Source organism: Anaerolinea thermophila UNI-1 (assembly GCF_000199675.1).
Taxonomy (GTDB): Bacteria; Chloroflexota; Anaerolineae; order Anaerolineales; family Anaerolineaceae; genus Anaerolinea; species Anaerolinea thermophila.
The window spans coordinates 2666975-2688490 of the sequence record NC_014960.1 but is presented as its reverse complement, the minus strand read 5'-3'; the positions used below and the strand labels follow the sequence as shown (position 1 = coordinate 2688490).

Below are 21516 nucleotides of genomic sequence, written 5' to 3'. Positions count from 1 at the left end.
TCCCCTTCCGGGGCTTCTTAGATTCTGACATTTTTGCCCAATAGATACCCGATACCGTCAGGAGTTTGTCTTAATCCCCTTCCGGGGCTTCTTAGATTCTGACTGTACTTTTGCCCTTCCACTGGTTTGCAAGAAGAGAGCCTGAAAGTTCAGAACTGTATCCAGAATAGCACAATTTTTTATAAAAATCAAGTCGTTTTGCGCACATTTCCGGCAAGTTTCCTGTTTTTTCTTCCACATGCCCGAATTTTGCGTACCCCCCTATTAAAAAGGGGCGTTTTTTGGCTTAAACAGAGGGGGGTACGCAAAATGGTTTAAATTACGGTTACCTGGGGCGGCGGGGTAATTTTCCCTTTCCCTTCTGTGCGGATGTTCTCTCGGCATGCTGTGCACAGGCGGTAGATGCGCAAACTATCCTCTTCTTTCTTCAAAATTTTACTGCATCGACGTAGAAGCCGTTCCAGTTCTGTGGCTGTCAGATAAGCCTCAAAGACACTGCCCTGCACGCGCACCCCCAGCGATTCCATCAGCCGGGCAAGTTTTAAGCGACGGCGGTCATCGCTGATATCGTATGCCAGCACGTAAAAACTGCGTCCGTCATTCATCAGCGGAACCCCATGTCATCATAACCCGGACGGTCTTCCAGAATACGGTGGGCAATCTGTCGGGCCTGCTCGATCAGGCACTGTCGCATGGTTAACTGTTGTTGCGCCAGGGGGTGGGTAAAACGCGAGTCCATGCGCTCTTCAAAAGCCTTGATAAAGTCTCGTTTTCCCTGATCATCCAGCACAACGGGTCTTTCGGGTGGTCCCGGGGTGAACTGTTGCGGGCAAATTTTGCCGGAATGGCAAATCCACAAGACCACCCCATCTACTAATGGGCGGAATTCTTCCAGCAAGTCCAGTCCCAGCGCAGGGCGATTGTAAGCCACCTCATGAAGAAAACCGGCGTAAGGGTCCAGTCCTACCGCCTGCACAGCAGCGACGCAATCCTGTGCCAGCAGGGTGTAACCCAGCGAGAGTAACACATTTACTGGATCAGGGGGCGGACGGCGCAGGCGGGCGTCAAATTTCCATTCGGGGTTGAACAACTGTCGCAGACCGCTGAAGTACGCCGCAGTTGCTGATCCTTCCAGCCCGCGTAAACTGGAAAGGCTGGTTTTGCGTTGCACTTCATCAATGGCATGTTCCATGCGTTCAATCACCTCCGAGAGGGAGGCATCCTGTTTGGGTGGACGGTTTTGCCGTTGCAGGAGCGTGCGTTGATGGCGCAATTTAGCGCGTACGAACCCTTTTGCCATTTCAAGGCTGAATGAGGGCTTTTCCAGCGCACGGTACTGCGCCCGCCGCAGAGGCACATGCGGGGTCAATCCCCCGCTCAGGATGCCGCGGTAATCCCCATCGCGGGTCAGGAAGATGACCGGGATGCCCTCATACAGCAGGGCGTCCATCAGCGGGGTGGTCAGCCCAACGTTGCCGAACAGGATGATTTCCGATACCTGTCCGATGGGAATCTGTGCCAGTACCTGTATGCCTTCATCGGTTTCCTGTTCCACCTGAACGCGGCGGTTGTTGAGGCGCAGTTTACTGTTTTGTTGAACGACATACAGCGGAGGCATGTTCTGTCCCCCCAAACGCATCGGTTGTTAAGGTTCTGTACTTTCTTCCGGCGTTTTGTCAGGGTCTATCAGGCGCACCTGTCCCAATCCCATGGGGGTGGATGCGCCCACCCCGGCATACAGGGCAAACCCTGCCAGCGTGCGGATGAGGCTCATCCAGTAGCGGTCGTACGGCGCAGAGGTGTAGGTGACCTGTCCCACCGCGCCAATGCGCAGGGCTTCTTCCTGCGTGCGGACGGCGGCACTGTTCAGCCGGTAGGAAGAAACCTGCAGGCATTCGGCGGCATAGCGGCGCACTTCGTCGGGAAACGCCAGCGGAGCGTAACTGTTCCAGCGCTGAAGCAGACTGTTGAAAACCAGATCAGGGAGGGGCAGGGGAATCAACCGCCCGTCCACGCGGAAGGTGGTGGGACTGGCAAACAGCAGGGAGATGCGCCGTGAGGGGGCGCTTCTCCCCAGCAGAGATTTTCCAGCCAGTTCTTCCCAGGCGGCGCTTCCCGCCCAGGGGTGTTCTTCCGGGGTGCGGGCAACCTGTTCAATGCGAAACATCTGATAGTCCAACTGCACTTCGCCATTGGGCAGAAAAGATTCCAGCAGAATGCGGGAAAGTTCGGGAATCAGCGAAGTGAAGCGCAGGGTGTAGGTTTGTTGAGGGTCAAGTTTGCCTTCAGAAAAACGCCCCATCAAATTGGAGGCGGTGAAGGGTTTGAGGGCGTTATCATCGTGCAGGCTTTTTGCCAGCGCGGCATCCGTGCGGCGCACGGTATCCAGCAGAAGCGCATGGGCGGCGCGCCCCCACCAGTGCGGCAGTGTCTCCGCCGGGCGTCTGAAATCCAGCGGGCGTAGGGTCAGCACCAGAGAAAGCAGGGGAGTGGCGGCGCTCATGCTCCATTTTCTCCATTGCGGTAGCGGTGGGTGCGGGCGCGTTCCCGCACTTCGTTCAGATTCAGAATCTCGGCGACTTCGTATTGCGGGGGCAGACTGCCTGCTTTGGGGCGCAGGCGCACGATGGGAGCAAAGTACCCCATGCGTCCGTGCAGTTCGGCAATTAACAGCGCGGTGATGAAGTTCAGCGAGGGCGGGTTAATCGGAATGGGTTCGTTCTGCCACTGGGCAGGGGACAGGGGAATGTTCTCCATCAAGGCTTCCAGTTGAGGAATGAAGGGCAACTGGTTATCGAAATGCACGGCTAAATCCAGTACTTTGTCCAGTGCCTGCCCGGTAAGGGCTTCAATTTGTTCTTTCTGGCTGGATGTCAGCGGATGCGAGAAGTTGAGCAAAATCATGAAGACCTCTAAAAGCGTTTTAAAGATTCAAGCAGTTGCTGGACTGCTTTTTGAGCAACGTCTTTCCCAAAAGCCAGGCGGATTTTATCAGCGCTGGCGCGCTCTTTGATCCCTTCAGGAATTTCGTCAGTGGCGCAGGCGAACACTTTTCCGCAGTAAATGCCGAATTTTTCCCGGCTGGAGAGCGCTTCCAGTTCGTAAAGGTCGTCTTTGTCCAGTTTTTTCCCGGATTTACAGGAACACACCCCCAGCAAGCCGTTGCGGGTGACCACCACATCCAGTTCGTTGATCACGGCATCTTTGCGCCCGCGGCGGCGGATGTACACATTTTTGCGCACATCGTCAAACATACCCGACTGCAATGCCGCCTGATACACGGCCTCTTCCAGCCAGTCGCCTTCTTTGGTAGAGCGGATGGGAGCGTATTTTTCGTTCTCGGCAAAATTTTGATAGGGGCTGGATTCAATGCCGTGCGCCTGCAGGTACTGATCCGCGGTAATCGAAACATGAATCGGCTCCCGCTTTTGCTCTATGCCGTCGGAGGTGTACAGAATCATCTCGCCGGTTTCACTGCTCACGTACAGCAGAGGCACTGCCAGACCATACGCGGCTTGCATGGCGGCAAGGCTCATCAGTTTCGTCCCGCCGGTCAGGTTGAGCGTCACCGGCGTATGCGCACGGATGTGGCTCATCAGGGCTTGAATCAGGCGCAAGCGCGTTTGGGACAGGTCATAGGCTTCCACATCCAGCGGTTCATGCACCTGCAGGTGCTGAAGCGTGCGATCCTGTCGAATGAAAGCCGCCAGCGACTCTGCCAGCGGACGGGTGCGCGGCGTCACCACAAACTGCACGCCGCTGAATTCGCGGTACTGCCATAGAGGTAAAAGGTTGGGAATGGGTTGTTCGCCCAGCAGGGTGAGAAGAATCATGGTGCTCCTAAACAGGGAGAGTGACTAACCAGTTGTACGTTTCTTTGATTTGACTGATAAGAGTGTTGGGCTCTTTAGAGTCATCTCTTTGCCCTGCATGCATTAAATCATTGCGCGGTTCGGTAAAACTGAGCCATCGTCCAAAAAATTGTTCCTGTTCTGGCAGGTTAGACAAAAAAGTTGAAGAAAATGGGGGTTGTTGATGTTTGGCATTAAGAAAAGCGTGGGCTTCAATGCTGATGACCGATTCAAATCTTTCTCGATTAGTTCTATTTGAAATATTTACCTCTCCCATTTGTGCCATCACCCAGGAAACCAGCCATTCTCGAATCAGTGCCGCTGCCTGCATCCATAATTCCCGCTCGATATACCATCCAATCATTATCCGTTCTGTTGCAAGCATTTCTTTCAATTGTGCTAAATCTTTCGGTTTGGCATGATGAGCAACAGGATGGTAGGCTTCTTTTACTGTATTGAGCAGGGCGCGGAAGGGGAGAGTGCCCATAGCTTTTTCCAGAGCAGAGGTAGAACACTCAATGTGATCTTTCAATTCTTCTGCTGCTTGCATGGCTTGCTCAGGACGAATCATGTGGAGATATAGGGAGAGTTCAGTAAGATTCTTTTGCAGTTTGCCCAATGTTCCTGCTTCTTCTAGCATTCCTCTTAATGCAAGCGATTTTTGCTGTTCGCGGATTAGAGATGCAAAGTATCGCGAGTCGCCAGTGCGGTTAAATCGGTCTGCCGCAACAGCCCACTCCAATAGAGTAATCATTGGGGATAAATCAAAAATTGGGGTACGATTGGCTTCATCTTTTGCATCGTAGGCTCCATAAAGGATCGCCTTGAGTTTCACATTAAAGGCAGAACGCATGAACGCTGCTGCCAGCAGGCTGATCATGGGCGAGGAGCGAAATCCGTGGGTGACATCAAAAGCCAGTTCCTCGTCAGGACTGGTTTGCTCAAGAATGGCGCTGAAGATTTGCCATAATTCTTCTTCTTTTGCTCCCGCAGGGATATCCACGGGAATTACATTGGCTTGAACACTTTCCTGAGCATGCTTAATGAAGTTATTAAAAACATTTTCTCTTGCTTTTTGGGTAAGAAAGACAACTATCTGGTCGGCTTTTAGAAATCGGCATGAAGCAAGGGGAGCAAAGGAAGTTTCCATTTCCTGCCCATCCCAGGTATATGTGGTGGGAGTGTAATTCCCTAATCCCAGAAATGTTAAAAGTTTCATCATCCTCTCCAAACAGATTGTGGTCCTTTGACGACTTTAAAACTTACCAGCACCCAGCCCAACGGCAGGAACAGGGTTTCCTGTAACGCGCCGTTGGGGGTTTTCTGCACCCGCATGGCGACGCGGCGGGAAAGCGGGAAGGGGTCTCCCTTATTGCGCCGCCCTCTGGTCATGGAGTATTTTCTCAACAGCGTCTCGCGCAGATGGGGATCCTGCATCAAACTGGCGCCCAGCGTTTTGCTTTCCCAGCCGGTACCCCATCCCAGGGGCAGGAACATCTGTCCGGCGGGCAGATTGACGCTGGCAATCTGTCTGTAAAAAGAAGCCACCGCGCCGGCGCCGGGAACGGCGGCAAACCATGCCTCTTCGCGTTTTGCCAGACTGCGGCTGCGGGCGTTGACGATGCCGGGCAGGTTCATCAATGCGCTTTCGGCGGGCAGAGTCAGCCCGGCGCGTTTTGCCCACTCCGAAAACAGCGCCAGATCCACCTTAACGGTCATGTGGAAGGTGGTATCGGAACGAATGGCTTCCATTTCAATTGGCGACCCCAGTTTTCCCCGCTGATTGATGATTCGCGCGTTCAGTACCATCAAGCGGTCGCTTCCCACCGGCTGGCTGTCGCTGACCTGCAGGGCGCGTAACAGGTCGCGATTGGGATCGCGCCCCAGCAGTTCACGCTCGTAACGCTGGGCGGCAAAGCGCGCCGAAAATCCCAAATCGGTTAAGTTCAGCGTGCGGTTGGCTTGTTTCCACAGTGTGGATGCCAGTGCGGTGCGCAGAGCGCCCTTGAGAGAAGATCCCGGCAAATAAGGACGGTCGTACACGTCCTTAATTTGCTCGCGCAGAACTGCGCCCTCGCCGGTGGCGCGCGGCGCGCCCGCCATGATGTAGCGGAAGAACGGGCTTTGCGGGGTGAAATCGGTGGGCTTTAACAGGCGGGCAGGGGGCGTTCGAGAGAGGAAATCCAGTTGTTTGGGGTCATCGACATCCTGCGCTTCCAGCAGAGCGCCGTGATTAATGCGCCAGGTTTTTCCGCCAGCAACGATGTAATCATATTCGTGAAGCAGATCCACTCCCGTTCCAATGTGGAGCGGGGTGAGCGTGGAAACTTCAAGTTCCAGAAGAGCATATTCAGGCATTTTGCACCTCCAGTCCTGCCGCCAGTGCCATGCCGTAGCGGTAAATGCGGTGTCCGCCGGTAAAGATATCCGGCGTCACGTCGCTTAAATCCCCTGCGGGAAATTGAGGAAACGCCAGTACACTGCCTTCGCTGAACATGTGCAGGCGTTTGCGCATCAGGTTGGGCGAGTCGGGGGTTTTCAGCCAGCCGCCTACCGAAACCAGTTGATAGGACGCTTTCTCGTGCTGAAGCGTTTGCGGTAATTCGGTTGGGCGCGGGTGGTAGCGGCTGATCAACAGTCCTGCCTGCCCGCCGGCGGGGAGTGGAAGTTCTACCGCGGCGGGGGAGAGGGTGTGGGCAAAAGCGCCAAAACCAATGGCGCGTTTGCCGCCCAGCCCGGCATGTTCGAGGTACTGCAGAATCTTCTCCAGCGCCCGGCGGTAAGACATCCCCGCCGAAGGAATCTCGCGCTCGCCGTCCCGCCAGAGGATGCCAAACCACAACCCGCAATCGGGGTGAAAGTGCACCTGCGTGGTATGGTAAATTTCCGGCTGAGACCCAATCCGATCCACGGTGACATGCGGCTGGCGGGCTTCCTTCCAGACTTCCTGAAACATCAACCCGGAGCGGTTTTCCGGTTTCAGAGGAAACGTTTTGGGCAGGCGGGCGATTTCTTCCTCGCTCAGCCAGAGTGCGCCTTTTTGCAGTCTCCAGCCTTTGGCAGTCGTTGTGGCATCGTCCTTTGAAAACAGCCAGTCATCCAGTTTTTCCCCTTTCAGCAGGCGCAGGAATAACCCCTCGGAAAGATACTGCACCTTTTTGATTTTCTTGCCGTAGTCTTTCAACTTATCCGGGCTGATGCACAGTGAAAGATCCACGGGCGCCGGGTAGAAGCGCACTTCTCCAGCGCGGGGAAACGTTGAGGTTATCAGAAACGGCGGATTCGGCGGATCGGCAAGGAAAGGCTTCAGAAATTCATCCACATTCCCCCCCAGCAAACGCCACGCTGAGACCATGGCGCTGAAGAGTGTATCTGAGGGGATGGTGGCAAGAGTTTCTTCCAGTTCCAGTCCGCGCTTTCCGACCCGTACGCCGCCCCGAAAGTTAAGGGCAACCACGTCCAGATTCGGCATGTGCGCCTCCTTAGTTTAGTTGAGACAGGACGGTGTTTTGAATCTCCGCCAGGTTTTGGGCAAACTCCGCTACGGTATTGAAACTCCCAAGCACTTGGGCTTGTGCGGCGTAATCTTTCCCGCGCCATTCCACTTTGATGTTGGAAATGCCAATCTTGCCCGAGCCGCGGCTTCCCAGCCCGCCCAGGTAGTCATCCAGCAATAACTGCAATCCCTCAACCAGCACTTTCAGGCGCGCTACATCCTTTCTGGCGTCACAGCCATCCCCCTCATAAATGCTGTACACCAGTTCGGCATTGTCAAAACGGGTTCCGGCGGGCACGCGCTCCATTTGCCGCGGGTTGGCGGCGGAAGTCACCCGGTCAATCGAAACTTCGGTCTTGACCTCGGTGAAGGGCAGGTCGGTATCGGCATTTTCCAGTTGTTTGGCGCTCTCGTCGCTCATGAAAACGTCGCGCACAATCAGGCGGGTGGGGGTTGAAAAACCGCGCTCGCCGGGCACGCCAAAGATGTTGCACACGTCGCAGTTCGGATATGCCGTCGGATCGTCGCAGGAATGGATGTAACCCTGCCCGATGCGCTGGTTTTGCTTCAAGCCCTTGTATTTTTCCAGCAGACTGCGCATCTTGCCGCGCAAACTTGAACCGGGAATGTACGGGCGCTGGGTCAGCGGGTCGCGGATGACGGTTTTATCTACTCCGCCGATTTCAATGCCGCTTTCTGTTCCGCCAATGTGCAAACCGGTTTCGGCAGTGATGTCAAAGTGAATCAAAACACGTCCTTTGAGTTGAATTGCTTTAGCCATGGTTTCCTCCGTTCCTGATTTCCTGAATTATTTGCCCCCGTAGGCTTTGTGGTACGCCAGAATGGCTTCAAAGAACTGCACAAAGCGGTCGAAATATTCGTCCTGTTTGTCGCTGGGCGCGGTGACCACCGCATCTACTGCCGGATTCAGCGCTTCTACCAGCGTTTTGACGGCTTGCCCGCTTTCCCGCTTGGCGCGGTATGCCATTTTAGGTTTGAGAAGCATCAGGCGGCGCAAGGCGCGCTTGCGGGCGTCGTTGCCCATCTTCCATTCGCCCTGAATCTGGCGCACTTCGCCAAACAGACTGCGGATTTGACTGGTAGAGAGATTCATGCCTTGCAGTTCTTTGCCGAAGGCATCGGCGCGTTGCACCAGCAATTGCGCGGTTTCATCGCGGGTGATGATTTGCACGACATCATTTGTGGATAGCGGACTCATGTGTGACCTCCTCCTTACTTAGAATTTCGAGTTATCAGTTCTGCCCAGCGGGCGGCTAAACCAATCCATTCGATACGGCGGTAATTGCCGTCTTTGCCTTTTAACTGGTCACGAATGGCTTTGATTTTATCCTTTGAATCCTCATTTTGCTTTTCCATGCGCGCCAGGGTGTACTCCATGCGCCAGATCCAGGGTCCCCACAGGATTTGAGGCTGTCCCTGGCGGTTTTGCGCTTTGCCTTTTTTCTGCAGTTCCCGTTGTTTTTCTTCATACACCTGGTACAACTGAGCCAGTTTCCCAATCAGCGCGCGCAGGTTCTCCTCATTTGCAAGTTTCTCCAACAGGTGCATCATCCCGTGGACGGTATCGGCATTTGTGTTGCAGTCGTGCAGTCCAAAGGTTTGCCAGTCCAGGGTTTGATCGAGGAAGCAGATGGCATCTTTTTCCTGGATGGTGCCATCGGCTTTCTGCCTGCGGAACTTCTTGGCGCTCTCTTCGGCTTCTCCGGCTTCCTCTGCCGCCTGATACAGCGGGTACTTTCCGCCAATCAGCACAATCCCGCCGCTGGGATGGATGTGCGGATGACCGCCGGTGTATTTGCTCAGTTCGCGGCGGATGGTGATGGCAAGTTCTACCACCGCATCCCAACTGCCGACAAAGAACAGGTCATCCCCGCCGGAGTAGATGGAGTACAGGCGCTCATTGTCCTTCTCGTTCATGCGCTCTGCCAGCACGCCCACCCAGCCTTCAAAGAACAGACTGATGGCAAAACTCAGTGAAGCCGTGCGCGAGAGGCTGGCATACTTGCCCAGCCCTTCGGCGAACAGCCTGCCCAGGTTGTCCACATCCATGCGCAGAACACCTACCCTCTTCACCCCTTTCGCCTGCTCTTCCAGCACGTGCAGGGGTTTGACTGAGCTGGGTGAGGGTAATTCGGGAAAGTTTCTCTCTTTAAGTGAACTGTACTCCTTTACAGACAACAGAGGCGTGACGTTGGTCAGGAAGTACCGCAGGCAGGCGCGGCTGTCAGAAGGCGTGCGCTGTTCGAAGTCGTCATCCTTCAAAAAGAAAATTTCGCCTTTTTCTTTGCCGGAGAGGTTTTCCAGCACTTTCACATCCATACCAAAGCGTTCCAGCAGGTCGTGCCATCCCTGCCCTGCTTCGGAGTTCTTTGGCGGAATGGGGGTAATTGGCTCAAATACCAGGTAGCGGGCGCGGCGCAGATCCTTTCCCAATTCTTCGTATGAAACACAAACCGGGCATTTGACAATCTCTTCAACAGTCTCCGCATCACGCGCCACATTTTTGGCTTTTGGGTGTTCGCGACCGCATACGCGGCACTGTGTCCCGCTCTCGCCTCCAAACCCGGCTGGCTGGAACAGGGCGGTTAATTCCTCTTGATTCATCACATTCAAACGGCGCTGTTTTGCCCGGCTGATTTGTCCAATCAGCGCATCCCACTCGGTTTTGATTCTGCCGTCGAAGAAGTCTTCCCCCTTGAGCGTCCGACCTTCCAGAATCAATCCCAGTTCGCCCTGATGCTCGTTGAACAGGATGCGGGTGACTTCTTTTTGGAGTTCAGACAGACGCTGAGCATCTTCCACACGGGCAAGGATGAAGAAATTCCCTCCGCTGGCGTAAATCAGATTGGTGATGGGTAAATCCAGTTGATTCAGTACATACCTGGCAATCACCAGCACCAGCAGTTGCAGGTAGAAGGATCGTCCGCGCAGTCCGCTGGCGGCGCCCCGTGAGGTGATGGTGTAAAGGAATTGCTGAACGCCTGTCAGATCGCCTCCTACCAGCAGGGCTAAGGGCTGGCTGACTTTTTCCGGCTCATGGGCAAAGGCATATAATTCCTCATCGGAGAAGGACGAATCCATCAGGATAGCGCTGAGCGCGGCGGTCATCCGGCTATGGTCATAGAGGTTGATATCCGCGCGCTGTCGGTAATACGCAGAAGGAACACACCACAGGTATGTTTGAATTTCTGAAAGCAGACTTTCCACAAACCAGGCAGGATTTTCTCCGGAAGAAAAGGCTTGTTTCAATGCTTTTACGTGTGTTTGAAAGCCGTCCCACAAGTCCTGGTATGCTCTCCCGGTATCTGATGCCGGAGAACCTGAGGGGTACAAATGGTCCTCTTTCAGGCGGAGCGGGCGCAAAGGAAGGTACACTTGCGGAACGCTGGAAGGATTGTCCAGGGAGATATCCGAGAAAATGCTCAGCAGTTGCCTGACGGATTTGGTGTTGCTTTCTTCCAGGTAGGTAATGTCATCACTGCGTTCGCCTGCCGAGAGGCGGTCTGCCAGCGCCACACAGCAGGAAAGGCGGTTCTGCGGTAGATGATGCGCGCCTACACCCGGCAGGACGCCTTTTTTCCAGGGATCAGGAAGGTATTGTGCGGCAAAATCTTCGCTGAGCAGGGCGTGCCAGTATTTATATTGCTGTTGGGCTTCCCTGTCCCAGGTGCGCGAAGAGGCTACTTCTGCGCGGTGCATGAGTTTCCCGATATCATGGATTAATCCTGCCACGGTGGCAAAAAATACCTGTTCCTTCATGCCTGTCCTCCTCTCCTTGAATGACAGAATGCTGTCCGTCGGAATTTCCCCCCTGGCTGGTGTCCTTCCCCCTCCAGCCCTTCGACGAACAGCATTTGTATCTGTAGTTTAAGAAATTCCTTAAGATTTGTCATGCGGGTTTTCCCGTATTTTTGCCCATTGATGCGGGCTGAGCAGGATGATTAGACCGGAGCGGGTTACCCGCTCTATTCCCCAAAAATCCTGTGCCTTGGCGTAAACCGACCGCAAATGCTGTTCCACGGTGCGGGGTGATAGATGAAGGCGCTGGGCAATTTCTTCATCCCCTTCGCCTTCTTCCAGCAGGCAAGCCACCACACGCCGTTCAGCAGGCGTGAGATGTTTTTGGATAAATCGCTCCACTTCCTTGTTGCGCCGCTCAATTTGGAACGAACGGATGGTTTCCAGCGCGCTCATGGCGTCCTCAGACGACCGCAATACCCCGATAATGGGAGAAATTTCGCTCCAGCGGATGACCGGAATTTCGCTCAGTTCAACCTGGTCTCCCGGTTGGGGGTGCATACGCTTTGAGGTGAGGAAGTCTCCTGCCGAAAAGAGATGCCAGAGGCGGTCTGACTCGTCAAAAAGCATTTGTCCAACCACCATGCCATAAATAGACATGGTCTTCCTGCCGCCCGCAATCAAAAGATGCACAATATCCCCGCGTTGTTTTGCATTCCAGACGCACGTATAAAGCAAACGAAATACCGCCTGGCTGGCAGAGGCGCTTTCCACATCGGCAACCGGGATTCCATCGACCAGCAAGGGATGAAAATGAAACGCCTCACACAGCGGAGCAGAGTAATCCTGGCAGGCTTGAGTTAACTTCAGGACGGCTTCGTGAATCGGGGAATCGGGAATGGCACTGGTGTGAACAATCTCCACCGAGTGGACATTTACCCTCTGTTTCAGCAAAAGGTCCAGTCCGGCGGTTACTACCTGAGGCTCGCTCCCCAGTGTTGCAATCAGCGTAGCAGGGCGATGGGAATGAGATGTCATCCGGGTGGATTGCCTTTCCCTTCCAGTATATATGAGATTTCTATGGGGGCAAGTCGCAGAAAGAGGGATGGAAACAGGACATTAAAGAGATTGCAGGATGAGATTTGCCACTCGCGTGGCTCCGAGGGTCACACCGGCAGTGGATTGTCCCGGAAAGACCGAATCGCCCACCAGCCAGGCATTGTGAAAACCGCTTTGTGGTCCACGCGCCTGCAAGATGGAAGATTGCGGAAATCCTCCCACCATTCCCCAGGGACGATGGGTGTAATAGGCATACGTTCGTGGACTTCCTGCCAGGCAAAGGCGAACGGCGGAGCGGAAGCCCGGAAATTCCCGTTCTACCAGGCTTAAGCATTGTTCAGTGTACTGTTCTTTACGTTTCTGATAATCTTCTTCGCTCAAAGAAAACCACCCAAGCGGTTCGGTGTGGGTAGAAATGGTCACTGCGCGCATGCCTGAGGGTGCGCGGGTGGGGTCATCCAGTGGAGAAAGGGAGAGGAACACCGAGTTTGTCTCCCCAAGCGGGCGGTCAAGCGTTCCGATGATTTGATGATGGGTGATGGGAGTGTTCACTCGGTCTGCTTCTACCCCAAGATGCAGGACAAATGCCCCCCACATCCGTCCGGTTTTCAGAAGGTCTTTTTTTATGGAAACTGGAAGGGCATCCCCAAGTAACTTTGCCCATCCCCAGGGAGTGACATTTGCTACCAGAGCATCACACGTAAAGACATCCCCTTTTCGTGTGATTACCCGATGCACTTCTCTTTTGTTGGTTTCTACCCGTACCGCTTCCTGTCGAAAGAGGACTTCGCTTCCGTTACGGCGAATCCAGTCCACCAGAACCTCAGAAAGCGTTCCCATTCCCCCTTTCACGGTATGAATTCCACGGCGGGGCAAATCCATGGCAGCGCTTCCATACAATAGCGAAGCATCCTCTGAGGTTGTCTGAGCGGAGATCAGCAATTGGGCATCCACAAAGGCTTTGAACTCAGGTGTCCATTTTGATGGGAAAAAATCCTTAACCCGTGAGAAAAGAAAAGGCAAGGTGGTGATGGTACCCGGGCGCAGAGCCTTCAGCAAACTGATGAATTCATGGAAGGATTGAGGAGGGAGAGGGGCGTTACGGCTGGACAAATCCCACACCTGATTTGCCAGAAACCGTTGCAATTTCCAAAAGGCACGACTGAACGGAAAATGTCGTTGGACCTCTTCCTGCCATTGTTCGGGGTCGGTCCACTGGTAAATCCTGCGGTTGGGGAGGTGAACGACCCAACCAGCATCAGAAATTGGGTGGGTTGGATAGGAGAGCCCTAGCAGTTGGGCTAAGCGCGCATGAGGTCCTCCGGGTTGAAAGCCGCCCGCCAGCGTAGCACCGGCATCAAAGCGATAACCTTTGTGGAAAAAAGTTCCGGCGCATCCTCCCGGGTAGGTTTGGGCTTCCAGAACAGTGACGGAATATCCGGCTTTTACGAGCAGGGCGGCAGTGGTCAGCCCGCCTATCCCCGCGCCAATTACGACAATACGCATGGCATCAAAGCAACTCTGGAGGAATGGGCGCTGGAATTTGTGCGGGGAAAATCTGATGCATCAGGTTGAGCACTTTGTATGCCACATCCGTTTCAAAGGTATAAAACCCTTCGTAGATGCGCTGAGAAGAAGGAATGGGGGAAGAAATTTCTTCTGCCACGAGGGTCATGCTTAACTCTGGAGCATAGGCTACCAGGAACCAGTAGCGGGTGAGAGGGGTGTTGGAGGTATCAATAAATTCCGTGTTGGGCAAATTCATTGGGGGAATGTCAGGAACGCCGTACAGCCATAATTTCTCAACTTTTTGGGAAATTGCACGGTAGCGTGGCATTTGCTCTCCGAGACGCGAGAAAAGTTGAAATGAGACGTGAAAATCGGCCGGACGTTGTGAATGCATGACCGCATCCTCAATCATGTGGCTGATTTCTATCATCTTCTCCACTGAGAAAATGTAACGGAAGTTCAAAGCGGAGAGCTTCTCAGGAGCAATTTGGGAAAGAAGGGTCTCCGCCTGAGGGGTGTAAGCAGGTAAAACCTTATGAAAGAATTGGATGAACAAATCCGAGGGTTGCAGGTGCGCCATATCCATCTCCTTACTAACAAAATACCAGAAAGAATATACCCCGCCAGGATTACTTCAGGGGATTTTTGTATAATGTCTGTTTATCCTTCGTCAGGGGAACGATGTGCATGACACCTGAGTTTTTGTAAAGACAGCGTTTCGTTTTCCAAGAGGTGATTGTTTTTACCAAAACATTGACGCACCTGGAGGGGCGTGATAGAATTTGCTCCGTCGGGCGTGTAGCTCAACGGCAGAGCAGTGGCCTTTTAAGCCATTGGTTCAGGGTTCGAGCCCCTGCACGCTCACTCCCGCAGGGATTCCATCCCTGTCCCCCGCAAAGCGCCTGATGGATTCCCTGGGCGCTTTGCGTGTATCTGGATTAAAGATTCAGTCCCGGGCGGTTACCGGGACTGAAGAAAGGAAATTATGAAAATCGAAAATCTTGCAACAGTTGTAATTGTAATAGCAGGTGCAGTAATTGGTCAAGCTTTTTTGGATCGTTTTCCGGTTCTTTCCCAGTCGCCGTTGATTGCTTTGGCGATTGGGATTGGAGTTTCAGCCGTTTTAGGCGTTGTCCTGTCTTTTTTGCTGAAAAGCAAATCGTAGCACATTAAAAAGCAACCCGGAGACCCACCCGGTCTCCGGTTGCCAAAGCCTGATCGTGCAGACTACCCGTCTGCCGTCCGTGTCCTCCCTCAGCCTACCCCGGCTGATGCTGCTTGGGGACGTCAGGCCCGCGCGGCAGATTGTTTTGAGGCAACCCGGGACCGGGGGATGACCTGTCGAGGATCCGCCCCGACCACCCGTTGGGGCTGTGCGCTGATAGGCCGGTGGCTGCCCGCCGACCGGTGATCCTCGCCCGCGGAGAGGGTCGTTGCGCCCTGCCCTGGAGGTAACTCGGATTACTAAGGTTCAAGACGAAAGGATTGACATGCTTACCCTACCCACCTTTATACCTCTTTCCGAAGCCGCCCGCAAGTACGGGCTGGAGGAAGACCGCTTGCGCGCACTTGTGGAGAAAGGTAAAATCAGGGCGGGAGTGGTAGCGGGAGAAATGGTTGTGAGTGAAGAAGAAGTCAGAGGTGAAGCAATCCAGGAAAAGGGTCTCCGCAAAGAGGATTTGCCGGAGTATCAGAAGCATGCAGAAAAGCGTGGAAGGCCTATTTGGATATTGAAAGCCGCAGAAAAGTACAGAGTTCCTTTTTCAACTTTACGAGGGTGGGTTGCAAAAGGATATATCAAGGTAATAGGAAACGAAGGTAAAAAAGTTTTGCTAGATGAGCAAGATGTTGCTTATTGCGCTGAAATCTATGATCAGCGTAGAGGACAAGGCAAGTGGCTTTTTGATGATAACGGGCTGCCTTATAAGCCAAAAACCGGCCCGCTTGCTTTGTAAACGGCTTGTAAGCCGTTTTTTTTTGCCTTTATATTAGCGAGGTTATTGACAACTTCGCTAATATGTGTTATGCTTTGCATAGCACCTTTCCAAACCACCTGCTAACTGCCCCGACAAATACAACGCCCCGCCGGGCGTTGTGCGCCCGACAGGGCGCTCCGTGAGCCGTGTGGGTGCACGCTCACGGTCGAGGCAAGCAGACACCGACTGCTCACCTCATCTGCGATTGTAGCATGAGATGACAGCCCTCTGCAAGCCTCTCACAAAGAATGTGATTTGCAGAGGGCTTTGTGTTTCCCGTGCGGTGTTGGCTCAAAGCCTTTCAGGCGGCAGGTGCGTTATGGCGGGTTCAAGTCCCGCCCGCCTGAATTCCGTTTTTGCCACGCTAACGTCGGCTGCGTAGGGAGGCGGGAGCGGGGCTGAGTCATCAGCACCTGGCGGGGCAAGGGACGGGGAGCCCTTGTCTGACGGAGCGGCAGGTGAGACCATCGGAAGCCTGCCGGGGGACGTGACAGCCGGGAGAGACCGGCAAGCACCTTGACAAGCGACATGGTAATCCTCTCCTTCCAACCGCCGAAGGTGGGCAGGAGGCTCCCCGATCCTGTGGTGGGTGCAAGTCCCACCCGGCTGGACTGCCAAACCTGTCGGGGTCGTTGCCCCATCAACGGGCAGGTGCAGCCCGGCGCACCCTAACCAGTGCCGGGAAACAGGCAGGGTGACAGCCCGGAGAGACGGGCATGCAGAGGGGTTGGGGCTGAATCGGCCCAGCGAAGGCGAGGCAGACCCTCAAAGAGCCGGACGTGCGCGAGGGCAACCCCTCTGCCACTTCACCACGCGGGAGTAGCTCAACGGAAGAGCGGCGGCATCATGAGCCGCAGGTTGAGGGTTCGAATCCCCCTTCCCGTTCTGCGACATTCAAGAACAGAAAGGACGATTCCCATGCTCGAAGTTCAACTGATCGGCAATCTAGGTCAAGACCCTGAAGCCCGCTACACGGCAGAGGGGGCGTTGGTGGTGTCGTTCCCGGTGGCGGCGACGCGGCGCTGGACGGATCGGGACGGGCAGAAGCATGAGGAGACGACCTGGGTGGACGTAACGACCTGGGGCGGGCTGGCGGAGGTCTGCCACCAGCACCTGACGAAAGGGCGTCAGGTGTTCGTGCGCGGGCGGCCCGAGGTGCGGGCGTTCACCCGCAAGAACGGCGAGTTGGGTGCGGCGCTGCGGGTGACGGCGGAGGAGGTGATCTTCCTGGGCGGCAAGCCCGGCGAGAAGGGGGTGCAGGCAGAAGCCGCGGGCGAAGCAGCACCCACGAGTGCAGACGACATACCGTTCTAGGAAACGTCTGCGGGCAGGCCGAACCGCTTGCGGCCTGCCCGCTTCTCAATCGGCGGAGCGGAGCGTGGGCGATGGACGAATTGACACCTGAGGAACTGGATGCGTTGATTGCGTTTGAGGCGGAGATACGCGAGCAGGAAGAGCGCAAGTTCGAGGTGCTGTACTGGCTGGAGATGCTCCCGGCGAATGACCCGCTATGGGCAGAACTGGCCGAGCGCCTGGGGGTGAAGTGAGGCATGACCCGCCGTGCTTGGCAAGCCCCACCGGGGTACTACTGGAAAGTGGTGGTGGATCCGACGCGCACGGGAGACGAGCCTGGCATGTTCTACGGGGGGCACTTTCGTTGGAGCGACATTGTGCTGCCGAGCGGGTGTCGTCGAGCGGCGCGGCACATTCCCTGTCCGTGGCCGAGCGGGACGGTGTTCGAGAACATCCGCACCGGCGAGCGGGTGGTGATCAAGCGGGGGCGGGTGGTGAAGGAGAAAGGAGGCAAGCATGGTGCAAATCGTTCCTGTCAAGGTTCGAATCGTTCCTCAGGTCAACGTTAATAGACCCTCTCGGGTCATTCCGCGGCGACTGGATGAGGTGGTGATGCGCCTACCCGTGCTCACGCACGCCACAGCAGTGTTGGGCGTGGGTGAGGACGGCGTGCCGGTTGTGTGGGATGCCCTGGGGGGTAAGAGTTTGCTGATCCTCGGCGAAGGTCTTGCCCTGCCCTGGCAGGTGCTGGATGCGGCACGGGTTTCGCTGGAGCAGCACAACACACGTCACCTTGTGGAAATCACCTGGGTGACCGAGCGAGAGGCCCGGGGGCACAGGATCACGGACGTCGTGTGTCCGCACGATCGTGCCCTGGAACAGGCGCTCTATCGCCTGGCCGACCTGGTGGATCGGAGACGGCACGGGCAGAACCGGGGGGCGACACAGGTGCTGATCCTGGATGACCTGGCGCAGGTGCTGAAAGCGGACGTTGAGGCGCACTGGGCATTGGAGTTTGTCCTGAAACACGGAGGCAAAAACGGCGTGCAGGTGCTGGCCGGGGCAGATTACCGTGCCCTGACCCGCCGCCCGGTCAAAGGGTGGGACGGACGATTCGGGTCGGTGCTGCGCCAGGTCGGGGATCGGTTTTCTACGCCGACCGGCACGGTGATTCCGGTTGAGGTTTAGGTGACGGTGACATGCGCTACGGGCTTGTGCTTTTCGCGGCTTTGCTGATAACCGCCTGCGCGCCGGCGGGATACTATGCGCCGGCGGATCCGCAGAGCCTGCGCGCTACGGCGCAGGCCTTCAGCCAGATGGCCGAGGCGTATAACCGCCTGGCCGGGCAAACCGAGCAGGCCTACCAGGCGCAAGCCACGCAAACCGCGCAGGCCTATCAAGTCACGGCGCAATATCTCGACCTGCGGGCAACCCAACAGGCGGTGGATGCCACGGCGACGGCAAATGCCATGCTCCTGGCCGTGCAGTCCTATCAGGCCACGGCGACCCTGCAAGCCCTGGAGCGCAAGGCCCGCGAGGAGCAACATGCCGCCGAGGTCACCCGGCAGAGAGCGGTGGTGCAGTCCATCCTCGAAACGGCCATCGTCTTTTTGGCGCTTGCGGCGCTCGTCGTGCTGTTTTTCGTCTTCCTCTACCGCCTGCTGGATGCCTACGTGCGCTGGCAGGAAACGCGGCGCTCGATCATGATCAGCCCCATTGGGGTGCTGGTGGTGCGGCGAGATGGCATGCCGCCGGTGCACGTGGAGGTGCTCAAGCCCAAGCCCGAACTTCCACCAGGAAAAGACACTGAGACCCATGACGAGCGGGGTGATCTCGACTGGATTCCCTATCGGGTTGGTGATCAGATCATGGGCTTTGTCAAACCCGAGTGGCGGCAGAAGGGGGAGGATCCCAACCGGCGTTTGGTTCTGCGCCTGCTGCGTGAGTCCATCCAGAAGGCCGGCGGGAATGCCGACCACATTCCCGGCTGGCGAGAACTGGGGTGGCCGGCGGAGACCTGGACAAGGGCGGTGGCGCTACTGCGTCCTTATGTCCATCCCGTTCCCGGACGGGGCGGAGGGACGTTCCTGGTCGGGGAGTATCGAACCCTGGCCGAACTCTACACGGCGCTGGGATCGAAGCAGATTACCCTCTCCCCTGCCCCAACGGAGGTGGCCTGAATGTTCGCCGAACAGAACGCCGAACGAAACCGAACGAAACAGAACGATTCCGAACGAAACAAAACAACGAGCAGGAGAGATGCCATGGCCGAGATAGATCTAAAACAGGAGGTGCGTTTCAATCCCTATCGCGTGCGGCGGTTTGGGCTGTCAAGCACGCAGGAAGCCAAGGCGCTGCTGTATCTCGAGCGCCAGGGCGATACACCGCGAAAATTCCTTGCCCGCTTGTTCGACCTGCGCCTGGTGGAGCGCCTGGTAGCGCTGGGGCTGGTGGTTCATCGTGGGGATACCTACGGCATTACCGAAAGCGGGAGAGCCGTGCTGCAGGGCTGCCTGGGAGACGATCATGGGCGGGGTGTGGCGTAGGCGGATGCGGCTTTTCCTGCTGGTGCGGGATGAGGACGTGTCGGGTGTGTCGGGCACCGGGATCGTGGCCGAGGGGGTGGAGTTTTCGGATGGGACGGTAGCGATGCGCTGGCTGCGGCGTCCGTTCAGCGTGGCATTCTACGGCTCGATCCGCGATGTGGTGGCGGTGCACGGGCACGGTGGGCGGACGCGGGTAAAGTGGCTGGGTGAGGATCAGCGGGAAGGATGTGCAGAGTGGACAAAACCGTCTGGCGTGTCTATCGGGTTGAGCGAGGAGAGGACATAGCGAAGGCGTTGGGGTTGTTTGAAGCGCGGCTGAAGGTGCACCCGACCCGGGCACGGGTTTCAACGAAAGCTGCGCCTGAGGTCGTGCAGGCGCTGAAAGCGGCAGGGCTGGAAGTCGAGGTAGCAGAAGGGCAAATTCCCTGGGACGTGTGGCTGACGGATGGCCGTCGGGCCGAAGAGCAGATGAGTTTGTTCGAGGAGGCGGCGGGATGACGAAGGTGATCACGATTGCTAACCAGAAGGGGGGAGCGGGGAAGACCACTACCGTGCTCAATCTAGCACACGGCTTGGCGCTGCGGGGAAAAGAGGTACTCATTCTGGATTTTGACCCGCAAGGGCAGAGTGCGAGTTACCTGGGGCTCAAGCAGGAACCCGGGATTTTCTTTCTGCTGATGTCGTCCATCAAGCCGCTGGAGAAGAATGAGTTGATCCTGCTGCGCCAGCAAGTGCGCAGCACGGGACGGCCGCGCTTGTGGATCATCCCAGGCAGTCAGGAGACGGCCGTAGCGCAGAATTCCCTGGCGGCGCTGGACAAGCCGGTCTCGTATATTCGGGATGCGATCCAGGTTTTTATGCGCAATGGATTGGACTACATTGTGATGGACACCAGTCCCTCGCTGGGCGGATTGCAGGAGCGAGCGATCTGGGCGTCCGACTTTGTGATCGTGCCGGTGGCAATGGAATTCGGCTCGCTGGAAGGCCTGAACAAGACGCTGAGCATCATGCGGAATTTGAAAGAAAGCAAAGGCTGGCGCGGGTCGCTGGGGGGCGTACTGCCCACGTTTTACGATGACGTGACGCGGGAGACAAAAAAGATCGAGGAAGACCTGAAAGCCGGGCTTGGAGCGATGGTACTGCCGCCAATCCACCGCGCCACGGTGTTTCGGGAAAGCATAGCGGAGGGGCAGACGATTTTCGAAAAAGCGCCGGGCAGTCGAGCGGCGCAGGAGTACGAGCGGCTGGTAGATCAGGTGTTGACATGGTGAGGTGAGGAAGATGGCGGAACGGAGAACATTTTGGGTTGGAAAACAGCCGGGAGAAGATGACAACGGGGCTGTGGAGAGCGCGCCATTGGGACTGCCGCCGATCAGCGTAGTGGATCTGATGAGAGCGCCCAAGAAGCCGCGCAACCGTGCCTGGGAAAAAGCCAATCGTGCCAAAACCTTTCGCAGCGTGCCCGAGGAGGTAAGCGCCAGGGTGGTGGCGATTGCTGACCAGTTGGGAGTAACGGCGGATGAGGTAGCGCGGGCGTTTCTGGAATATGGGCTTTACTGCATGGAGCGAGAAACGCTGACGATACAGCCCAAGATTAAAGGGACGCGCATGACACTTTATCCGCTAGATAGCGGTTGGACGAAGCAGCACGGCTGGGTGGAGGATGGATGGAACCCGACTCCGAAGGCGGTAAACACGGAGAAGAGGAACCGCAAATCGAGAAAAGAAGAAGAGCCGCGGTTGTGGACTCGCTGGGTAGCCTATCGGTTGCCTGAAGAGCTGGTCAAGCGGCTCAAAGAGAAAGCCGACCAGCACAGTGTGCCTGTCGGAGAGCTGGTGGGGCTGCTGCTCAAACACAGCGCCAACCGCTATGAACAGGGCGTTCTGCGGCTGATTCCCTATCCCAAACAGGATGCGCAGGCAAGATGGGAGGAAGGGCAGTAGAACATGGTCGAGAAAATCGTGATGAATTTTAGAGCCCAAAAAATCAACGTGAGCGGTTTTGCTCACGTTCCGCTCACGTCCCG

At 56.0% G+C, this 21516-nt stretch carries 26 protein-coding genes and 2 tRNA genes; 13 read left to right on the top strand and 15 right to left on the bottom strand.

Going from position 1 to position 21516, the window contains the following annotated elements:
- Positions 1 to 314 precede the first annotated feature (314 nt).
- The 14 genes from cas2 to ANT_RS12180 form a co-directional block, all read right to left on the bottom strand.
- Entirely contained in the window at positions 315 to 605 is a 291-nt protein-coding gene (cas2, locus tag ANT_RS12245) for a CRISPR-associated endonuclease Cas2 (protein ID WP_013560840.1), read from the bottom strand.
- Positions 605 to 1618, bottom strand: a complete 1014-nt coding sequence (gene cas1, locus ANT_RS12240) for a CRISPR-associated endonuclease Cas1 (RefSeq protein ID WP_070105156.1) — start codon at positions 1616 to 1618, stop codon at positions 605 to 607. Before cas1 ends, cas2 begins: the two co-directional genes overlap by 1 nt.
- Before the next feature lie 27 nt (positions 1619 to 1645).
- Positions 1646 to 2503 (bottom strand): CRISPR-associated endoribonuclease Cas6, encoded by an 858-nt coding sequence (cas6, locus tag ANT_RS12235; RefSeq protein ID WP_013560838.1) that lies wholly within the window; start codon positions 2501 to 2503, stop codon positions 1646 to 1648.
- Positions 2500 to 2904 carry a CRISPR-associated protein Csx15 gene (gene csx15 / locus ANT_RS12230; protein WP_013560837.1) on the bottom strand — a complete coding sequence of 135 codons (405 nt, stop codon included), beginning with the start codon at positions 2902 to 2904 and terminating at the stop codon, positions 2500 to 2502. Before csx15 ends, cas6 begins: the two co-directional genes overlap by 4 nt.
- An 8-nt stretch (positions 2905 to 2912) precedes the next feature.
- Positions 2913 to 3833 (bottom strand): Card1-like endonuclease domain-containing protein, encoded by a 921-nt coding sequence (locus ANT_RS12225; RefSeq protein WP_013560836.1) that lies wholly within the window; start codon positions 3831 to 3833, stop codon positions 2913 to 2915.
- Positions 3834 to 3840: 7 nt separating this feature from the next.
- Complete coding sequence (gene csx2, locus ANT_RS12220) at positions 3841 to 5070, bottom strand: TIGR02221 family CRISPR-associated protein (RefSeq protein WP_041455029.1); 1230 nt, start codon at positions 5068 to 5070, stop codon at positions 3841 to 3843.
- A complete protein-coding gene (csm5, locus tag ANT_RS12215; protein WP_013560834.1) occupies positions 5070 to 6209 on the bottom strand; it encodes a type III-A CRISPR-associated RAMP protein Csm5 in 1140 nt (379 codons plus the stop codon). The genes csx2 and csm5 overlap by 1 nt, the downstream gene beginning before the upstream one ends.
- Positions 6202 to 7323 carry a type III-A CRISPR-associated RAMP protein Csm4 gene (csm4, locus tag ANT_RS12210; RefSeq protein WP_013560833.1) on the bottom strand — a complete coding sequence of 374 codons (1122 nt, stop codon included), beginning with the start codon at positions 7321 to 7323 and terminating at the stop codon, positions 6202 to 6204. The genes csm5 and csm4 overlap by 8 nt, the downstream gene beginning before the upstream one ends.
- A 10-nt stretch (positions 7324 to 7333) precedes the next feature.
- Complete coding sequence (gene csm3 / locus ANT_RS12205) at positions 7334 to 8128, bottom strand: type III-A CRISPR-associated RAMP protein Csm3 (RefSeq protein WP_013560832.1); 795 nt, start codon at positions 8126 to 8128, stop codon at positions 7334 to 7336.
- 27 nt (positions 8129 to 8155) lie between these two features.
- Positions 8156 to 8566 carry a type III-A CRISPR-associated protein Csm2 gene (gene csm2 / locus ANT_RS12200; RefSeq protein WP_013560831.1) on the bottom strand — a complete coding sequence of 137 codons (411 nt, stop codon included), beginning with the start codon at positions 8564 to 8566 and terminating at the stop codon, positions 8156 to 8158.
- A gap of 14 nt (positions 8567 to 8580) precedes the next feature.
- Positions 8581 to 11127 carry a type III-A CRISPR-associated protein Cas10/Csm1 gene (cas10, locus tag ANT_RS12195; RefSeq protein WP_013560830.1) on the bottom strand — a complete coding sequence of 849 codons (2547 nt, stop codon included), beginning with the start codon at positions 11125 to 11127 and terminating at the stop codon, positions 8581 to 8583.
- 120 nt (positions 11128 to 11247) lie between these two features.
- Positions 11248 to 12144 (bottom strand): CRISPR-associated ring nuclease, encoded by an 897-nt coding sequence (locus ANT_RS12190; RefSeq protein WP_013560829.1) that lies wholly within the window; start codon positions 12142 to 12144, stop codon positions 11248 to 11250.
- Between the two features lie 81 nt (positions 12145 to 12225).
- A complete protein-coding gene (locus ANT_RS12185; RefSeq protein WP_013560828.1) occupies positions 12226 to 13671 on the bottom strand; it encodes a phytoene desaturase family protein in 1446 nt (481 codons plus the stop codon).
- Positions 13672 to 13675: 4 nt separating this feature from the next.
- Positions 13676 to 14254: a DICT sensory domain-containing protein gene (locus ANT_RS12180; protein ID WP_041455028.1), complete on the bottom strand. Its 579-nt coding sequence runs from the start codon at positions 14252 to 14254 to the stop codon at positions 13676 to 13678.
- Positions 14255 to 14466: 212 nt separating this feature from the next.
- Between ANT_RS12180 and ANT_RS12175 the strand changes: the two genes are divergently transcribed.
- The 3 genes from ANT_RS12175 to ANT_RS12165 all read left to right on the top strand — a co-directional run bounded on the left by ANT_RS12175 (position 14467) and on the right by ANT_RS12165 (position 15629).
- Positions 14467 to 14538: transfer RNA gene (locus ANT_RS12175), tRNA-Lys, on the top strand.
- Between the two features lie 121 nt (positions 14539 to 14659).
- The gene (locus ANT_RS12170) at positions 14660 to 14839 is read left to right on the top strand and encodes a hypothetical protein (protein WP_013560826.1); all 180 of its coding nucleotides are present in this window, start codon (positions 14660 to 14662) and stop codon (positions 14837 to 14839) included.
- Positions 14840 to 15164: 325 nt separating this feature from the next.
- On the top strand, positions 15165 to 15629 hold the full coding sequence (locus tag ANT_RS12165; protein ID WP_041455027.1) for a hypothetical protein: 465 nt from the start codon (positions 15165 to 15167) through the stop codon (positions 15627 to 15629).
- 338 nt (positions 15630 to 15967) lie between these two features.
- Here ANT_RS12165 and ANT_RS17460 read toward each other — a convergent pair whose 3' ends face one another.
- On the bottom strand, positions 15968 to 16180 hold the full coding sequence (locus ANT_RS17460; RefSeq protein WP_155818147.1) for a hypothetical protein: 213 nt from the start codon (positions 16178 to 16180) through the stop codon (positions 15968 to 15970).
- Positions 16181 to 16463: 283 nt separating this feature from the next.
- Here ANT_RS17460 and ANT_RS12160 point away from each other — a divergent pair.
- The 10 genes from ANT_RS12160 to ANT_RS12120 all read left to right on the top strand — a co-directional run bounded on the left by ANT_RS12160 (position 16464) and on the right by ANT_RS12120 (position 21433).
- A tRNA-Met gene (locus ANT_RS12160) sits at positions 16464 to 16535 on the top strand.
- Between the two features lie 33 nt (positions 16536 to 16568).
- Positions 16569 to 16964: a single-stranded DNA-binding protein gene (locus tag ANT_RS12155; RefSeq protein ID WP_013560823.1), complete on the top strand. Its 396-nt coding sequence runs from the start codon at positions 16569 to 16571 to the stop codon at positions 16962 to 16964.
- Between the two features lie 71 nt (positions 16965 to 17035).
- Complete coding sequence (locus ANT_RS17455) at positions 17036 to 17197, top strand: hypothetical protein (protein ID WP_013560822.1); 162 nt, start codon at positions 17036 to 17038, stop codon at positions 17195 to 17197.
- Between the two features lie 262 nt (positions 17198 to 17459).
- Positions 17460 to 18131, top strand: a complete 672-nt coding sequence (locus ANT_RS12150; RefSeq protein WP_013560821.1) for a hypothetical protein — start codon at positions 17460 to 17462, stop codon at positions 18129 to 18131.
- Positions 18132 to 18142: 11 nt separating this feature from the next.
- Positions 18143 to 19123 carry a hypothetical protein gene (locus tag ANT_RS12145; protein ID WP_013560820.1) on the top strand — a complete coding sequence of 327 codons (981 nt, stop codon included), beginning with the start codon at positions 18143 to 18145 and terminating at the stop codon, positions 19121 to 19123.
- Positions 19124 to 19207: 84 nt separating this feature from the next.
- Positions 19208 to 19489, top strand: a complete 282-nt coding sequence (locus tag ANT_RS12140) for a hypothetical protein (RefSeq protein ID WP_155818145.1) — start codon at positions 19208 to 19210, stop codon at positions 19487 to 19489.
- The gene (locus ANT_RS17725) at positions 19470 to 19775 is read left to right on the top strand and encodes a hypothetical protein (RefSeq protein WP_490400372.1); all 306 of its coding nucleotides are present in this window, start codon (positions 19470 to 19472) and stop codon (positions 19773 to 19775) included. Before ANT_RS12140 ends, ANT_RS17725 begins: the two co-directional genes overlap by 20 nt.
- Entirely contained in the window at positions 19724 to 19987 is a 264-nt protein-coding gene (locus ANT_RS12130; RefSeq protein WP_155818143.1) for a hypothetical protein, read from the top strand. The genes ANT_RS17725 and ANT_RS12130 overlap by 52 nt, the downstream gene beginning before the upstream one ends.
- Positions 19984 to 20760, top strand: coding sequence for a ParA family protein (locus ANT_RS12125; RefSeq protein ID WP_013560816.1), 777 nt, complete (start codon positions 19984 to 19986; stop codon positions 20758 to 20760). Before ANT_RS12130 ends, ANT_RS12125 begins: the two co-directional genes overlap by 4 nt.
- 10 nt (positions 20761 to 20770) lie before the next feature.
- The gene (locus ANT_RS12120) at positions 20771 to 21433 is read left to right on the top strand and encodes a hypothetical protein (protein ID WP_041455026.1); all 663 of its coding nucleotides are present in this window, start codon (positions 20771 to 20773) and stop codon (positions 21431 to 21433) included.
- The last annotated feature ends 83 nt before the right edge of the window (positions 21434 to 21516 follow it).

What these genes read in the sequence shown, in the direction of transcription:
- cas1 (WP_070105156.1), bottom strand. Translation starts at nt 1,618, where the DNA reads ATGCCTCCGCTGTATGTCGTTCAACAAAACAGTAAACTGCGCCTCAAC.
- ANT_RS12120 (WP_041455026.1), top strand. Translation starts at nt 20,771, where the DNA reads ATGGCGGAACGGAGAACATTTTGGGTTGGAAAACAGCCGGGAGAAGAT.
- ANT_RS12180 (WP_041455028.1), bottom strand. Translation starts at nt 14,254, where the DNA reads ATGGCGCACCTGCAACCCTCGGATTTGTTCATCCAATTCTTTCATAAG.
- ANT_RS12125 (WP_013560816.1), top strand. Translation starts at nt 19,984, where the DNA reads ATGACGAAGGTGATCACGATTGCTAACCAGAAGGGGGGAGCGGGGAAG.
- csx2 (WP_041455029.1), bottom strand. Translation starts at nt 5,070, where the DNA reads ATGAAACTTTTAACATTTCTGGGATTAGGGAATTACACTCCCACCACA.
- csx15 (WP_013560837.1), bottom strand. Translation starts at nt 2,904, where the DNA reads ATGATTTTGCTCAACTTCTCGCATCCGCTGACATCCAGCCAGAAAGAA.
- ANT_RS17460 (WP_155818147.1), bottom strand. Translation starts at nt 16,180, where the DNA reads ATGTCGCTTGTCAAGGTGCTTGCCGGTCTCTCCCGGCTGTCACGTCCC.
- ANT_RS12140 (WP_155818145.1), top strand. Translation starts at nt 19,208, where the DNA reads ATGGCCGAGATAGATCTAAAACAGGAGGTGCGTTTCAATCCCTATCGC.
- ANT_RS17455 (WP_013560822.1), top strand. Translation starts at nt 17,036, where the DNA reads ATGGACGAATTGACACCTGAGGAACTGGATGCGTTGATTGCGTTTGAG.
- cas2 (WP_013560840.1), bottom strand. Translation starts at nt 605, where the DNA reads ATGAATGACGGACGCAGTTTTTACGTGCTGGCATACGATATCAGCGAT.
- ANT_RS12145 (WP_013560820.1), top strand. Translation starts at nt 18,143, where the DNA reads ATGCGCTACGGGCTTGTGCTTTTCGCGGCTTTGCTGATAACCGCCTGC.
- ANT_RS12225 (WP_013560836.1), bottom strand. Translation starts at nt 3,833, where the DNA reads ATGATTCTTCTCACCCTGCTGGGCGAACAACCCATTCCCAACCTTTTA.
- cas6 (WP_013560838.1), bottom strand. Translation starts at nt 2,503, where the DNA reads ATGAGCGCCGCCACTCCCCTGCTTTCTCTGGTGCTGACCCTACGCCCG.
- ANT_RS12190 (WP_013560829.1), bottom strand. Translation starts at nt 12,144, where the DNA reads ATGACATCTCATTCCCATCGCCCTGCTACGCTGATTGCAACACTGGGG.
- cas10 (WP_013560830.1), bottom strand. Translation starts at nt 11,127, where the DNA reads ATGAAGGAACAGGTATTTTTTGCCACCGTGGCAGGATTAATCCATGAT.
- csm3 (WP_013560832.1), bottom strand. Translation starts at nt 8,128, where the DNA reads ATGGCTAAAGCAATTCAACTCAAAGGACGTGTTTTGATTCACTTTGAC.
- ANT_RS12185 (WP_013560828.1), bottom strand. Translation starts at nt 13,671, where the DNA reads ATGCGTATTGTCGTAATTGGCGCGGGGATAGGCGGGCTGACCACTGCC.
- ANT_RS12155 (WP_013560823.1), top strand. Translation starts at nt 16,569, where the DNA reads ATGCTCGAAGTTCAACTGATCGGCAATCTAGGTCAAGACCCTGAAGCC.
- ANT_RS12150 (WP_013560821.1), top strand. Translation starts at nt 17,460, where the DNA reads ATGGTGCAAATCGTTCCTGTCAAGGTTCGAATCGTTCCTCAGGTCAAC.
- csm4 (WP_013560833.1), bottom strand. Translation starts at nt 7,323, where the DNA reads ATGCCGAATCTGGACGTGGTTGCCCTTAACTTTCGGGGCGGCGTACGG.
- ANT_RS17725 (WP_490400372.1), top strand. Translation starts at nt 19,470, where the DNA reads ATGGGCGGGGTGTGGCGTAGGCGGATGCGGCTTTTCCTGCTGGTGCGG.
- ANT_RS12165 (WP_041455027.1), top strand. Translation starts at nt 15,165, where the DNA reads ATGCTTACCCTACCCACCTTTATACCTCTTTCCGAAGCCGCCCGCAAG.
- csm2 (WP_013560831.1), bottom strand. Translation starts at nt 8,566, where the DNA reads ATGAGTCCGCTATCCACAAATGATGTCGTGCAAATCATCACCCGCGAT.
- ANT_RS12170 (WP_013560826.1), top strand. Translation starts at nt 14,660, where the DNA reads ATGAAAATCGAAAATCTTGCAACAGTTGTAATTGTAATAGCAGGTGCA.
- csm5 (WP_013560834.1), bottom strand. Translation starts at nt 6,209, where the DNA reads ATGCCTGAATATGCTCTTCTGGAACTTGAAGTTTCCACGCTCACCCCG.